Here is a 14,942-nt window from a genome sequence, read left to right on the forward strand (position 1 = left end):
TTAGTTGTAATCCAGCATCAGCTTGACCACCGTCTGGAAATTCTGCCCATATTGCTGTTTGATCCTGGCCAGGCAGGCATCGATAGTATACTGTTCGTCAGTATATCGGATAACAGGGGTATTCGGGTAATTAGAGCTGATAAAAGCCTCAATGCCGGGTAGCAACACGTGCAGTTCATCCAGCTTTCCGGCTGTTTTGCCACCGGTACAGATTACGCTGACGCCGTATCGGGTGTGGATAATGGTGTCCGCCGGGGTGACACACTGAAACGACTTGGGAAACGAGCGGCCATACGTATCCAGCACGCTCACCATGTCCAGCTCGCTGACGCCGTCTTGTAAAACCAGGCCCAGCCGGCGACTTTTCCGGCCGATGACTTTACCGGCAATGGTGAGCATATTGCCGAATTTAATGGCTTTGCTTTGGTGCGTATTTGTTAATACCGCATGTGGATAGCGGATACCGGCGGCTACCGATTGCATGGCTTGGCTGCCCAATAAATCATTGATGACCATCAGACTGCCTTCGACCGCATTGGATACGCCAGCGGTGCTATACAGATTGCCGCTATGGGCAACATTGACATCTTTTATCCAAATTGGCTTGCTGAAATGAGTTTTAAGTGCTCCCAGGTCGGACGCGTGACAGGTGATCGGCTTGCCGTCAAAAAGCCCGGTAGCAGCGGCTGTAGCAGCGCCATCGCAAACCGCCATTAATTTGGTCTCAGGGGAAAAATGATTTTTAATAAAGGAAATGACAACGGGGTCCTGTTTTTCGTCACGGATGGACAGGGCCGGGATAACGATGACATCGGCAGTTAATTTCAGGGAATCTGCTTCCCTGAAGGTCAGTTGTGGCAAAATGAACAGGTTTCTTTTGATAGTTACCGGCGCTTTTTCTTTGGCAACGATATATACATTTAATCGGCCGGTTTTTTGAAACAGGTAATAAGGGGCCAGCATGTCGAACATTTCGGTCACCTTGTTATCAGCAATGATAAATACAGTTTTCTTGGCTGCATCATAAACCGGCTGCTTCCATTCAATGCGGTTATCACCGGCATAGGGTGGCAATTGTCCGAACGCAAAGAGTGGTTGCAGCAGCAGGGCGAGCGCGCCACCGGCCACGATAACGATAGAAAGGGAAATCAATAATACTTTCTTAAACTTTTTCATCTTTTGTTGAGAATTAATAGTACAAAGATGCCGTGAACCGGCTATCCCGTTTAGACAAGAAGGTGTCAGATACGGACAGAAGAAGTCTGATTTAAATCGACGCCCGAATGAACGATGGCGCTCTTGCAATATTTCAGATTAACAAGAAGTATGTGGGAAAAAAATCGGGTTTATTTTCGAATTATTTTAGAATGTATTTACGTCAACCGCTGCTGAGTGTTCCATCAAAACGGCCAATACATACGAAAAGGCGACATCGTAGCTCTTCAGCAGATATGCCCGGATAAAAACAGAGTGATTGGATCATATTTCCCCGCTCCGGTAATTTCTCTTTCAATTACTTACTTAGGCATTAATTAATATTTGTTAAAGTGATAGGAATTAATTTGTTTCTAAGGTAACATACGCACTCTTCCTTTTTTAACAGGTCGGAAATACTATTTTATCAATTAGCCTTGACAATTTTATCCTATTTTCAACTCCTCCACTTCGCCCATGTCTTTCAAATAACTGAATACTTTTATAGCCTCTTCTTCATCCACTTTGCCGATAGCAACGCCTACATGCACCAATACATAATCGCCAATTTGTGCGTCGGGCACCATGCATAAGTTTATTTCCTTTTGGATACCACCAAACGACACTTTGGCTGTACGGAAAACATCATCAAGTTGGGCGGTTATTTCAATAATTTTACCGGGGATAGCGAGACACATATTGTTATAATTAAAATAGTCAAAAATTAATCAGGTCGTTTCGGGCAACAATACCTTTGATTTGAGCCAGTTGTACCAAACTTGCAATCCTTCACCTGTGGTACAGCTAACCTCTATTATCTCTAGATGATGGTTTATCTTTTTAGCGTTTGCTTTTACTTTTTCAATATCAAACGGAACATAGGGTAACAGATCGGTTTTGTTAATAATACAGAGGGTCGAAGAATGAAACATGTCGGGATACTTCAGGGGTTTGTCATCACCCTCGGTAACGCTAATAATAACAATACGTTCTTTTTCGCCCAGGTCGAACATAGCCGGGCAAACTAAATTGCCAACATTCTCGATCAACAATACTGAGTTTTCTTTGGGTTTAAGGCCTTGCAGCGCGTGGAGAATCATATGCGCGTCCAAATGACACCCTTTGCCGGTATTTATTTGTGTAACATCTGTACCGGTTGCCTGTATACGATCGGCATCATTCGTCGTTTGCTGATCGCCTTCTATCACGGCAAAATCCAGCTGGCCTTTCAGATCAGTCAGCGTTCTTTCCAATAAGGAGGTTTTGCCTGAGCCGGGCGAGCTTACGAGGTTCAACGCCAATATATTCTTTGCATCAAAATAGCCCCGATTGCGTTGCGCCAATAAATTGTTTTGTAATAACACATCCTGCTCTACCTCTATAATTGTTTTTGAGTGGTTATGAACATGGTCATGGCTGTCAAAGTGGCTATGCGCATGATCGTGGCCCGCAGCAAAAACATGTTTATGATCATGCTCCGCCTGTTGATCTTTGTCCAATAAACGAAATGTAGTTTTGCCGCCTGAATCGCAGCCGCATGTTGCACACATAATTATGATTTTTAATGTTTAATTTTTTTACGAAACCAATAAACTTTTTACTCTAAGTTCTTTTCCCTGTATAATATCCAATAAATGCTCGCCGCAAATGGGGCAGGCATCCTCATATTTTTCAATAGCAAATTCCGCATCACAATCAAGGCACCTCGCTTTGCCAGCTATCTGGTTTATTTTTTTAACTGCATATTCCAGCATTGTTTGCCGGACGCCCTGTTTCCAGGCAAACTCCAACGCCTCTGTTTCAATTCCGCTTAAAGTGCCAATGTCCAGTTCTACCTCATCAATTATAGTTGCATCAGCGGCCTTCGCCTGGCGCTCGGCAATTTCAATAATGCCCATCACAATAGAAAGCTCATGCATGGTATATCATCTTTTCGGTTTTGGAATATTTATCTCCAAAATTATCCTGATTAATACGATAAGTATGTGACAACTATCACATTATAAAATGATGTAAATTAAGCTTGCATCGCATCCATCTAAATAAATTTGGGTATAAATAGCCATTAACAAAAAAATAGCCATGATGAATAATGATATTATGTTACCGGAACAGCCTACTTATTATCAGGAGGTGCAAAGGAAAGGGTACTCGCGCCGCGACTTTGTAAAGTTTGTAAGTATCATGACCGCCTTTATCGGTTTGGAGCAATCTGCCATTGGACAGGTTACAAAAGCATTGGAAACCAAGCCACGTATGCCGGTTATTTGGTTGCACTTCCAGGAATGTACGTGCTGCAGCGAAAGCTTCATCAGGTCGTCGCACCCTATCGTAGCGGATATACTGCTGGATAAGATTTCTTTAGACTATAGCGAAACGCTGATGGCAGCCTCAGGCACACAAGCCGAAGCCGCATTGCGTAACACCATGACCAAATATAAAGGGCAGTATATTCTTTGTGTTGAAGGTAGCGTACCTATGGGTGCCGATGGTGTTTATTGTATGATAGGCGGCAAAACATCGTTACAAATATTAAATGAAGTGTCAGAAGGTGCCGCTGCTATTATTGCATGGGGCAGTTGTGCAAGTAATGGCTGTGTGCAGGCGGCCAGGCCAAACCCGACACAAGCTACGCCAATACATAAATTAATAACCAATAAGCCTATTATAAAAGTACCGGGCTGCCCACCCATCGGCGAAGTTATGGCCGGGGTTATAGTACATTATTTAACCTACGGCAAAATACCAGAACTGGATAAGCTGGGCAGGCCAAAGGCATTTTACAATAAACGCGTACACGATACCTGTTACCGTCGTCCGTTTTATGACGCGGGTTTATTTGTTGAGTCATTTGATGATGAAAATGCAAAAAAAGGATATTGTTTATATAAAATGGGTTGCAAAGGACCATCAACTTATAACGCCTGTGGGGTTACCAAATGGAACGGGGGTACCAGCTTCCCTATCCAGTCAGGCCACCCATGCATAGGTTGCAGTGAGGCTAATTTCTGGGATAACGGAGGATTTTATGAAAGGGCATCAGCCTTTCCAGGCTTCGGGATTGAGGCCAATGCCGACGATTTGGGTAAAGTGGCACTGGGCGTTACCGGCGCCGCTTTGACTATCCACGCAATAGCCACCAATATCGGCAAATCAAACCTCATCCATGAACACCAGGTCGAAGGGATAGAAAGCGAGCACGAACTAAAATCTTAACTAAACTCACCGCGTAAATTTATAACCATGAGTAAAAGAATTGTTGTTGACCCCATAACCAGGATTGAAGGTCACTTACGTATAGAAGCAGACATAGAGAACGGAAAAATAAAAAATGCTTATAGCAGTGGTACAATGGTGCGCTTGCTTGAAGAAATATTACAAGGTCGAAATCCAAACGATGCCTGGGCATTTGTAGGGCGTGTCTGCGGAGTTTGTACTTCTATTCATTCGCTCACGTCGGTAAGGTGTGTAGAGGACGCGCTGGATATTACGATACCCCAAAATGCCGAAATGGTACGCAATATTATGTTTTGCACCCAATATATGCATGACCACGTAGTGCATTTTTACCATTTGCACGCCATGGATTGGGTGGATGTAGTAAACGCACTGAAGGCTGACCCGAAGAAAACGTCAGAACTGGCACAAAGTATTTCTAAGTGGCCCAAAAGCTCGCCGGGTTATTTCAGCGATATTCAAAAACGGATAAAGAAATTTGTAGATAGCGGGCAGCTGGGTATTTTTTCGAACGGTTATTGGGGACACAAGGCCTATAAACTCCCCGCCGAAGTAAATTTAATTGGCCTTGCGCATTACCTCGAAGCTCTTGAATGGCAAAAGGAAATTGTAAAGGTTCATACTATTTTTGGCGGTAAAAATCCCCACCCAAACTATTTGGTAGGCGGTATGGCCTGTGCCATTAACCTGGACGACGTAAGCGGTATTAACGCTGAGCGTCTCGCTTACGTGGGCCAGTTGTTAAAAGATGGAAAAGAATTTATTGAACAGGTTTATGTCCCCGACCTGATGGCTATCGCCTCTTTTTATAAAGATTGGGGCGCCATAGGCGGAGGCTTGGGTAATTATATGGTTTATGGCGATCTGCCAACCAATGGATATCGCGATACAAGTGCATATAAGTTTCCCGGGGGCGCTATACTTAATAAAGACATAACCAAAATATATGATGTCGATCTGAAGAAGGATGATGAAGTACAGGAATTTATTACCCATTCATGGTATGAATATGCCGGTGGCAACAACGAAGGATTGCACCCGTGGAAGGGCGAAAGCAAAATAAAATATAGCGGCCCCAAACCGCCGTTTGACCACCTGGATACTGATCAAAAATACAGTTACCTTAAAACTCCACGATGGAAAGGACATGCCATGGAAGTTGGCCCGCTGGCGCGGGTACTGGTAGGTTATGCCCGGGGACGTGAAGACTTTAAAGAAGTAGTTAACAAAGCACTTAAGGACCTTGATGTACCCGTTAGCGCGCTATTCTCAACATTAGGACGTACCGCGGCGCGCGGGCTGGAAAGCCTTTTGGTGGCACAATGGAGCCTTGAGTTTTATGATAAACTGATCGACAACATTAAAAGCGGCGATACCCGGATGGCTGAGATGAGTAAGTTTGATCCGGCTACCTGGCCAAAATCGGCTTTTGGTGTAGGGCATACCGAAGCCCCGCGTGGTGCACTGGCACACTGGATAAACATACAGGATAAGAAAATTGCCAATTATCAACTGGTAGTACCTACAACCTGGAACGCATCACCGCGTGATAGTAAAGGACAAATGTCCGCCTATGAAGCCGCACTGGTAGGCACACCTGTCGCTGACGAAACACAACCATTGGAAATTTTAAGAACAGTACACAGTTTTGACCCCTGTATGGCCTGCGCCGTGCATTTGTATGACGAAGAAGGAAAAACTATTAGCCGGATAAGCGTATTGGGCGATTGATTTAAACACATAATAATATGACACACAAATATTTGCATATCCCCCGTTTAATGCGGGTGTATGTTTGGGAATTGCCGGTAAGGCTTTATCACTGGCTAAATGCGGCAGCTATTATTGCGCTCATTATAACAGGGTTTTACATAGCTAACCCGCTTGCTTTAATGAGCAATAAAGATGCCTCTCATCAATACATCATGGGGTGGGTTCGGTATATCCATTTTGCTGCAGCGTATATCTTCTTTTTTAATTTCTTGTTCCGCCTGTACTGGGGGTTTGTTGGTAACAAATATGCTAACTGGCGCCAGTTCATCCCTACCTCCAAAAGGTTTGTTAAAGAATTATGGGCGGTGTTCAAAATAGATATCCTGATGATGAAAAAAAATGGAAAACAACAGGAACACCTCAGCATAGGCCATAATGCCATGGCAGGCTTTATCTATTTTTTAACCTTCCTTGCTTTTTTGGTGCAGTGCCTTACAGGTTTCGGTTTGTATGCTTCTATGTCTTCCTGGTGGCTCCCTAAGTTATTTAGCTGGGTACCCGCAATATTGGGTGGCGATATTGTGACCCGCCAGATACATCATTGGGCGATGTGGTTTTTTATATTATTTGCTGTGATACATGTTTACCTGGTTTTTTATCATGATTATGTTGAGGGCCGGGGTGAAACCAGCAGCATGGTAGGTGGCTTCAAGTTTATTGAGCAGGAAGTATTTGAAAAGAACATGCCGCAAACCCCTAACCCGGAAAAAAAGAAATGAAACATACTAAAAAAACACTGATACTGGGTATCGGCAATTATTTAATGGGTGATGAGGGTATTGGTGTCCACCTGGCCAATCGCATTCAAAAAGACATACTGTCGCCCGGGGTTGATGTGCTGGACGGCGGAACCGGCGGATTTTACCTGCTTGAGTATTTTGAAATTTATGACCGTGTTATTTTGGTTGATGCCACGCTGGACGGCAACGTTCCGGGCGACATTCGTTTAATAAAACCACGGTTCTCAACAGATTTCCCACCGGCAATGAGCACTCATGACATCGGGTTGAAGGACCTGATCAATGCCTTACAGGTGCTGGGTAAAATGCCCGAAATCGACTTATTCGTAGTGAGTATCGCTTCCATACAGCAACAAGGTATTGAACTTAGCCCCGAAATAGAAAACGTTATCCCCATATTGATCGGACAGATTAATTGCCTGCTTGGGATAGCGATATAGCAATCAGCGAACCTGTAACCGAAAGCATTTTTTAAATAATCATATGCCAGAAACATACCATATCCATTTTAACGGAATTGTGCAGGGCGTTGGATTCAGGCCCCTGGTTTACCAATTGGCAACAGCAATGGGATTAAATGGCTATGTAAAAAATGACAACAATGGGGTAAATATCCTATTCAATGCTGATGAAGAAAAAGCAAAGTTGTTTTTCAAAAAAATAAAATCCACTTTACCACCAAAGGCAAACGTTACAGTTGCCGAACTAAAAAAAAATAAAGAGCTCGCCTTTAAAGATTTTTCTATCAAGATTGACAGTGATACAACCGAAACAAAGGTTATGATAACTCCTGATATGGCCATTTGCGAAAGTTGCAGATCTGAACTGAATGACGAAAATAACCGGAGGTATCGTTATCCGTTTATCACCTGTACCCAATGCGGCCCGCGTTATTCGATCATCAGCGAACTGCCTTACGAAAGGCATTCAACTACCATGAACGATTTTACGATGTGCAAGGCCTGCAGCGATGAATATGAAGACATTGCCTGCGAAAGATTTTTTTCGCAAACCAATTCATGCGGTGATTGCGGTATTAAGCTTACTTTACATGGAAATAGAACAACGGTTTTATCAACCGATACCGAAAAGGTTTTATTTCTTATTAAAAATTATCTGCAACAGGGTAAGATCATTGCCGTAAAAGGTATTGGCGGCCACCTGTTACTATGCGATGCCAATAACGAATGGGTAATACAGTTATTACGCAACCGCAAACAACGACCTTCCAAACCTCTGGCGATACTATGCCCTGATGTTGAAACCGCTTGTCAAAATTTCGAGCTGAATAACCACGAAAAATCATTGCTGGAGAGCACCGCTGCACCTATAGTATTATTATATCCCAAACGAAAAGCAGCAGATATCCTTGCGTTACACCATATTGCGCCAAACCTGAGACGCATAGGTGTTATGCTTCCTTATAGTCCTTTACTCGAATTGATTGCGCAGGATTTTAAGAAACCATTAATAGCCACCAGTGGCAATATCTCAGGGTCGCCAATTATTTACCGGGACGAAGACGCGTTGGAACATCTGTTTGGGATTGCCGATTTCGTGGTAAGTTATAACCGGGAGATTGTTGTTCCGCAGGACGATAGCGTAGTACAGGTTTCAAGATATACTAACCAGCAAATTATTTTACGCCGGTCAAGGGGATATGCACCTTCGTTTCTTAATTACACATCTAAAACAAAGCGAACCCTACTATCAACAGGTGCGTTTTTAAAAAGTAGTTTTACGCTGGGTGTTAACGGCAATGTATTTGTAAGTCAATTTTTAGGCAGCGGGGAGAGTTACGAATCGCAACTGATGTACAAGCATACCTTGAACCATTGGCTAAAAATGTATGCTACCCAGCCGGCGGTAATTATTGCCGACACTCACCCCGACTATTTTTCGCTGCAATATGCTGTTGAACTGGCTGAAAGATACAGGGCCGAATTAAGATTTGTGCAGCACCACAGAGCTCATTTTGCAGCCGCATTGGCTGAGCATGATTTGCTGCATGCAAATGAGCCTGTTTTAGGAATAATATGGGACGGAACAGGCTTTGGTGATGATGGAAATATATGGGGCGGTGAATTTTTCAAATATGAAAATAACCAAATGCAACGCAGCTGCCATTTTGATTACTTCCCGACCATTGCAGGAGATAAAATGGCAATTGAGCCGCGGGTTGCCGCATTATGTATCGCCAATGGTGGATGGCCGCATTTGGGCCGTTTGAAAGAAAAATTTACGGATACAGAATGGAATAACTATCAAATGTTAATTAATAATACAAGTCTTTTCAGTTCATCGGTGGGGCGCTTGTTTGACGCGGTTGCATCGCTGCTGGGTATATGCGATAAACAAAGCTATGAGGGCGAAGCTGCCATGTACGTGCAGTCGTCGGCTGAAGAGTACATTAACATTAACGGGTTCGTAACAGACGAACCTTATTTGAAACTTGACTTGGCCGGTGAAAACATACCAACTACCTCGCTAATACAAGGCGTAATAATGGACATTGAAAAAAATCGGTCGGTTGATTATATAGCGGCCAGGTTTCATTATTCGCTGGTTTGTTTGGTTGATATTATGGCCCAAAACCTGGGTGTTAAAAAAATCTGTTTTAGCGGCGGCGTGTTTCAGAATATTTTGCTGGTTGATTGGATCCAACATGAATATAACCATAAGTATGACTTGTATTTTCATAAAAACCTCTCGCCAAACGACGAAAACATTTCATTTGGCCAACTGGTATTTGAGGAAAACAGGATTGAAACTATGTCTGAAAACATAGGTATAGATAAATTATACAATTATACACTATGAAATATGTATCAGAATTTCGTTCGCCGGAAATAGTGGACGCACTTTTAAAAGAGATCAAACATACCGTAAAAGGGAACTGGAACATTATGGAAGTGTGCGGTGGCCAAACTCACTCGCTGGTAAAAAATGGCTTATTGAATATGCTGCCACCCAATATACAAATGATACACGGCCCGGGTTGTCCGGTTTGCGTAACGCCGGTAAACCTGATTGACAAGGCTGTAAATTTAGCTACCGAGCATAACGTCATTCTCTGTTCATATGGAGATATGATAAGGGTTCCCGGCAGCGGAATAAGCCTGCTCGAAGCTAAGGCAAAGGGCGCCGATGTACGTATTTTATATTCGCCGCTTGAAGCTGTTAAAATTGCCAAAGAAAACCCGGACAGGCAGGTGGTATTTTTTGCTGTCGGGTTTGAAACCACCGCGCCGGCAAATGCGCTTTCAGTTATCCATGCGCAACATGAAGATGTGAAAAACTACTCAATCCTCACTTCGCATGTGCTTGTTCCACCTGCTATGGAAGCAATTATGGCTGATACCGACTGCCGCGTGGACGCCTTTTTGGGCGCAGGCCACGTTTGTGCTATTATGGGGATGAGCGAGTATTACCCGGTAGTTGAAAAATATAAAATGCCCATTGTTATTACCGGTTTTGAACCTGTTGATTTGTTGGAGGGTATTTTAATGGCTGTTAAACAATTAGAAAATGGCGAGTATAAATTAGAAAATCAATATACCCGCGTGGTTGAGACCGGTGGTAACAAAAATGCCATGAGCGCCATTGAACAAATATTTGAAGTAACCAATCGCGAATGGCGGGGCATTGGCGAAATACCGCTTAGCGGATACGGGGTGAAAGAGCAATACAGCGCTTACGACGCTACAAAGAAATTTAAAATTGATATTGCAGAATCGCACGAGGATCCAACCTGCTTATCAGGCGATATAATGAAGGGCAAGATCAAACCAAACCAATGCCCCAACTTTGGTACCAGGTGCAGGCCTGCGCAGCCATTAGGCGCTCCAATGGTAAGCAGTGAAGGAGCCTGTGCCGCATACTACCACTTTAATTTAGCAACTGAACTAGTAGAAGAATAAAATCAAATTAATACATTAACATTAACTTATGCTACTTAGCTGCCCTATTCCAAAACTTGATTTTGACACCATTAACCTGGGACATGGCAGTGGTGGCACCTTAACCAGCCAGCTTTTGGATGCAGGTGTGTTTAGCCTGCTTGGCAATGAACTGCTTGATAAAAAACACGACGGTGCTATTTTTAACCTTACCGGCAAGATAGCCATGAGCACCGATACCTACGTGGTATCGCCCCTATTTTTTGAGGGCGGAAATATTGGTGATCTGGCCATTAACGGCACGGTGAACGACCTGGCCATGTGCGGCGCAGCAGCCAAATACCTGACGCTTGGCTTTGTACTGGAGGAAGGATTAAAGATGACTGAATTTTGGGAGATACTTAACAGCATCAAGGCAGCATGCGATGTCGCAGGCGTGAGCATTGTTACCGGGGATACCAAAGTGGTGGAGAAAGGGAAAGGCGATAAGATATTTATTAATACCACTGGTATTGGTACCGTTCATCCAAAGGCAAATATTGATATGGTTAATATCAAATCCGGCGATAAAATAATATTAAGCGGGCCGTTGGCAAGACATGGAATCACAATTATGAGCCATAGGCAGGGTCTGCAATTTGAAACGACTATCAGCAGCGATAGCCGCCCGCTTAACCAAATAGTTTTAAAACTTTTAGATCAATTTGGCGATAACATCCATTTGCTGCGTGACCCGACACGGGGCGGGCTGGCTACGGTATTGAATGAAATTGCCGCTGATGCAAAATTAGGAATAGCTATTGCACAAAAAGACATCCCGGTAGAGGAAGATGTATACGGTGCCTGCGAAATGCTGGGGCTCGACCCTTTGTATGTAGCCAACGAAGGCCTTTTTGTGGCCATTGTTGATGCATCAGCAGCTGACGATATTTTGGCAGTACTGAAACAATGGAATTACGGGCAAATGGCAAGCATAATAGGCGAAGTTAAAGCCGACCATCCCCGCCAGGTGATCATGAAGAGTAATATCGGTGGCCACCGGGTAGTGAACATGCTTGCCGGCGAACAGTTGCCACGTATATGCTAATAAACAGGATAATTAATCATAAATCATACTTTTTATACTGAATTAAGATGTTCACCTTTCCTCTTTTACTCACTATTTATGCCGGGTTTACACATGCATTTGAAGCAGATCATTTGCTGGCGGTAAGTAATATTGTATCGCGTCGAGACCACATCTGGTTGTCGATGAAAGATGGTGCCTTTTGGGGGCTTGGGCACTCATCCACCATTTTTTTAATCGGTGTATTAATGATACCCTTTAAGGTAGGCATTTCCGGGCATAGCTTTCATTATTTTGAAGCCATGGTCGGCGTAATGCTGATAGCCCTTGCTATATATCGCATCCTAAAATTTATCCGCGGCAAAAAACTGGTCATTCATAAACATAGCCATGTTCATATTCCTGGCAAACAAAAATTCGGACAACTGCAGTTGGCAAAAGAGCATCAACACCTGCATGTGCATTTTGCACCAAAAAGCACTTTTCAGCACACGCATGTACACAGTCATTCACACAATCATTCACATAAGCTTGCTTACGGTGTTGGCCTGGTTCATGGTCTTGCCGGCAGCGGCGCTTTGGTAGTGTTGGTAATGACGCAAATAAAAAATACTTTTGACGGGTTGGTTTATCTTTTAATATTTAGCGGGGGTTGCGTGGTTGGTATGTTAGTCGCCGCAGGCCTGTTCAGCGTGCCGTTTTCAAAAAAATTAATCCAGGCCCCGTTTTTGCAAAATGTTTTAATTATAGCTACATCCATACTTTGTTTATTGTATGGTGGCAAGGTAATTTACGATAATTTAATATTATTATGATGCACCGGCAAAACAATATCGAAAGTGAACCTCCAAGGCTGATAATTAGAAATATAGACCGTCGTGCATAAGGCTTGGAATCAATCAGCAGTGTGGCCTTTTAAAGCTGCTGCAAACAACTCGTAAGAGCGCAGTTTGGCCCGGTGATCGTAAATATGCGATGTTGCCATTACCTCGTCGATCTGAGTTTCGCTGATAAATGCCTGCATTTCCTGCCTGATGGTCTCCGGCCCGCCGACAAAAGCGTAGGCTAGCATCTGGTTGACGGCTTCGGCTTCGTAAGGGTTCCAGATGTCGTCCATCGAATCCACCGGCGGCTGCAATAAAGCGCGTTTACCGGTAATGACCCCCATAAAAAATTGCTGTAAGGACGTGAACAAGCGTTGCGCTTCCGCATCGGTATCAGCGGCGACCACATTAATGCAGGCCATGACATAAGGCTCTGCCAGTTGCGCGGATGGCTTAAAATTGTTCCGGTAAATGGCGATCGCTTCTTTAAAATAGGCCGGCGCGAAATGACTGGCGAAGGCATAAGGCAAACCTAAAGCTGCGGCTAAATGAGCGCTGTCCGTACTGGAACCCAATATCCAGATCGGGATATCGAGGCCTTCGCCGGGATTGGCCCGCACTTTACTATGCGCATTCTCAGCTGAAAAGAAATTCTGTAGCCTTTGTACATCACCCGGGAAATCATTAGGCACCAACATATTCTCGCCACGGATAGCCACGGCTGTCACCTGGTCTGTACCTGGGGCGCGGCCCAGTCCCAGGTCGATCCGCCCGGGGTATAAAGTCGCCAGGGTGCCGAATTGCTCGGCTACGATCAGCGGGGCATGGTTGGGCAGCATGATGCCCCCTGAACCGACCCGGATGGTTTTGGTACCGCCGGCGATATAGCCGATCAATATCTGGGGCGCTGAACTGGCCACGCCGATCATATTGTGGTGTTCGGCAAACCAGTAACGGGTATAACCGGCCGCTTCGGCCCGTAAGGCCAGCTCCATACTGCGTTTAAAAGTATCCGCGGCGGTATATCCCTGCACCACGGTGGCCAGGTCTAAAACCGAATATTTAATATCACTTAATTGCTTGCTCATCGTAGTTATTCCATCACTAAATGTCCCAAAGCTTCTTTGGTAAATGACCTCAGTTCGTTGTTACGTCCATCACGGATCTTCTGCACCCAGAACGGATCTGCCAGGATCGGGCGGCCAACGGCTACCAGGTCAAAATCTCCGCGGTCCATGCGGCGTACCAGTTCCTCCAGCGAGCTGGGCTCGGAACTTTCGCCCCGGAACGAGCCAAAGAAATCGCCTGATAAGCCCACCGAACCGACGGTTATCGTGGCCTTACCACTCAGCTTTTTAGCCCAGCCGGCAAAGTTTAGATCCGAACCGTCAAACTCAGGTTCCCAGAAGCGGCGCTGCGAACAATGGAAAATATCGATGCCCGCATCAGCCAAGGGATTTAACCAGGCTTCCAGTTCCTGCGGGGTTTTAGCCAGCTTGTTATCATAGGCAGATGGCTTGAACTGGGACAGGCGGATGATCAACGCAAAATCTTCGCCAACCTGTTTACGCACTTCTTTGATGACTTCCACCGCGAAACGGGTACGCTCCGGCAGGGTCTTGCCGCCATATTGATCGGTACGCTCATTGGTTCCTTCCCAAAAGAACTGGTCGATCAGGTAACCATGCGCGCCGTGGATCTCCACGCAATCAAAACCCATGCGTTTGGCATCAGCCGCAGCCCGGCCAAAAGCGGCAATGGTGTCAGCAATGTCCGATTCGGTCATGGTTTTCCCGTTGTTAAAACCGGGACGGTTCAAACCTGAAGGGCCTTCAAAGGGTACCGGTGGCAACCAGCCCGAATGATGGTTGTCCATCACGCCCATGTGCCAGATCTGCGGGCCCATGCTCCCCCCGGCGGCATGCACGCCGTCAATGACGTTCTGCCAGCCGGCCAAAGCTTGCTCGCCATGGAAATGCGGAATGTTTGCATCGTTTGAGGAGGACGGCCGGTTGATCACTGTTCCTTCGGACAGGATCAGCCCGACTTCGCCCTCGGCCCTTTTGCGATAATAGGCAGCCACGTCGGCAGTGGGTATGGCATTTGGTGAAAAAGAACGGGTCATGGGCGCCATGACGATGCGGTTTTTGATATGTAAGGATTTCAGCGCGAACGGCTGGAATAAGCTAGTTGTATTCATAAAATAAAT

General features: G+C 44.9%; 14 protein-coding genes. 8 read left to right on the forward strand and 6 right to left on the reverse strand.

The genetic code is table 11. The features are described 5' to 3' along the window. The 4 genes from LJ658_RS01020 to hypA form a co-directional block, all read right to left on the reverse strand. Complete coding sequence (locus LJ658_RS01020) at positions 1-1,176, reverse strand: DJ-1/PfpI family protein (RefSeq protein WP_230544589.1); 1,176 nt, start codon at positions 1,174-1,176, stop codon at positions 1-3. A 464-nt stretch (positions 1,177-1,640) separates the two neighbouring features. Then, a complete protein-coding gene (locus LJ658_RS01025) occupies positions 1,641-1,892 on the reverse strand; it encodes a HypC/HybG/HupF family hydrogenase formation chaperone (RefSeq protein ID WP_230544590.1) in 252 nt (83 codons plus the stop codon). Between the two features lie 30 nt (positions 1,893-1,922). Continuing rightward, a complete protein-coding gene (gene hypB, locus LJ658_RS01030) occupies positions 1,923-2,744 on the reverse strand; it encodes a hydrogenase nickel incorporation protein HypB (protein WP_230544591.1) in 822 nt (273 codons plus the stop codon). A gap of 27 nt (positions 2,745-2,771) precedes the next feature. Beyond that, positions 2,772-3,113, reverse strand: coding sequence for a hydrogenase maturation nickel metallochaperone HypA (hypA, locus tag LJ658_RS01035; protein ID WP_230544592.1), 342 nt, complete (start codon positions 3,111-3,113; stop codon positions 2,772-2,774). A 163-nt stretch (positions 3,114-3,276) separates the two neighbouring features. Between hypA and LJ658_RS01040 the strand changes: the two genes are divergently transcribed. From LJ658_RS01040 to LJ658_RS01075, 8 genes are read left to right on the forward strand one after another with little or no spacing between them, the layout of a single operon-like run. Beyond that, complete coding sequence (locus LJ658_RS01040; protein ID WP_230544593.1) at positions 3,277-4,410, forward strand: hydrogenase small subunit; 1,134 nt, start codon at positions 3,277-3,279, stop codon at positions 4,408-4,410. Between the two features lie 27 nt (positions 4,411-4,437). Continuing rightward, positions 4,438-6,162 (forward strand): nickel-dependent hydrogenase large subunit, encoded by a 1,725-nt coding sequence (locus LJ658_RS01045; RefSeq protein WP_230544594.1) that lies wholly within the window; start codon positions 4,438-4,440, stop codon positions 6,160-6,162. A 17-nt stretch (positions 6,163-6,179) separates the two neighbouring features. Beyond that, entirely contained in the window at positions 6,180-6,923 is a 744-nt protein-coding gene (gene cybH / locus LJ658_RS01050) for a Ni/Fe-hydrogenase, b-type cytochrome subunit (RefSeq protein WP_230544595.1), read from the forward strand. Next, positions 6,920-7,384 (forward strand): hydrogenase maturation protease, encoded by a 465-nt coding sequence (locus LJ658_RS01055; protein WP_230544596.1) that lies wholly within the window; start codon positions 6,920-6,922, stop codon positions 7,382-7,384. Before cybH ends, LJ658_RS01055 begins: the two co-directional genes overlap by 4 nt. Before the next feature lie 43 nt (positions 7,385-7,427). Continuing rightward, entirely contained in the window at positions 7,428-9,764 is a 2,337-nt protein-coding gene (hypF, locus tag LJ658_RS01060; RefSeq protein ID WP_230544597.1) for a carbamoyltransferase HypF, read from the forward strand. Further along, entirely contained in the window at positions 9,761-10,864 is a 1,104-nt protein-coding gene (hypD, locus tag LJ658_RS01065; protein ID WP_230544598.1) for a hydrogenase formation protein HypD, read from the forward strand. The genes hypF and hypD overlap by 4 nt, the downstream gene beginning before the upstream one ends. A gap of 28 nt (positions 10,865-10,892) precedes the next feature. Then, complete coding sequence (gene hypE, locus LJ658_RS01070) at positions 10,893-11,930, forward strand: hydrogenase expression/formation protein HypE (protein ID WP_230544599.1); 1,038 nt, start codon at positions 10,893-10,895, stop codon at positions 11,928-11,930. Between the two features lie 47 nt (positions 11,931-11,977). Beyond that, entirely contained in the window at positions 11,978-12,724 is a 747-nt protein-coding gene (locus LJ658_RS01075) for an urease accessory protein (RefSeq protein WP_230544600.1), read from the forward strand. An 80-nt stretch (positions 12,725-12,804) separates the two neighbouring features. Here the strand turns inward: LJ658_RS01075 and LJ658_RS01080 are convergent, their stop codons facing one another. Together LJ658_RS01080 and LJ658_RS01085 are read right to left on the reverse strand one after the other, a co-directional pair. Then, the gene (locus LJ658_RS01080) at positions 12,805-13,821 is read right to left on the reverse strand and encodes an LLM class flavin-dependent oxidoreductase (RefSeq protein WP_230544601.1); all 1,017 of its coding nucleotides are present in this window, start codon (positions 13,819-13,821) and stop codon (positions 12,805-12,807) included. Between the two features lie 5 nt (positions 13,822-13,826). Next, positions 13,827-14,933, reverse strand: coding sequence for an NADH:flavin oxidoreductase (locus LJ658_RS01085; RefSeq protein ID WP_230544602.1), 1,107 nt, complete (start codon positions 14,931-14,933; stop codon positions 13,827-13,829). Positions 14,934-14,942 lie beyond the last annotated feature (9 nt).

Origin of the sequence: Mucilaginibacter sp. UR6-11 (assembly GCF_020880695.1) — a bacterium.
Taxonomy (GTDB): Bacteria; Bacteroidota; Bacteroidia; order Sphingobacteriales; family Sphingobacteriaceae; genus Mucilaginibacter.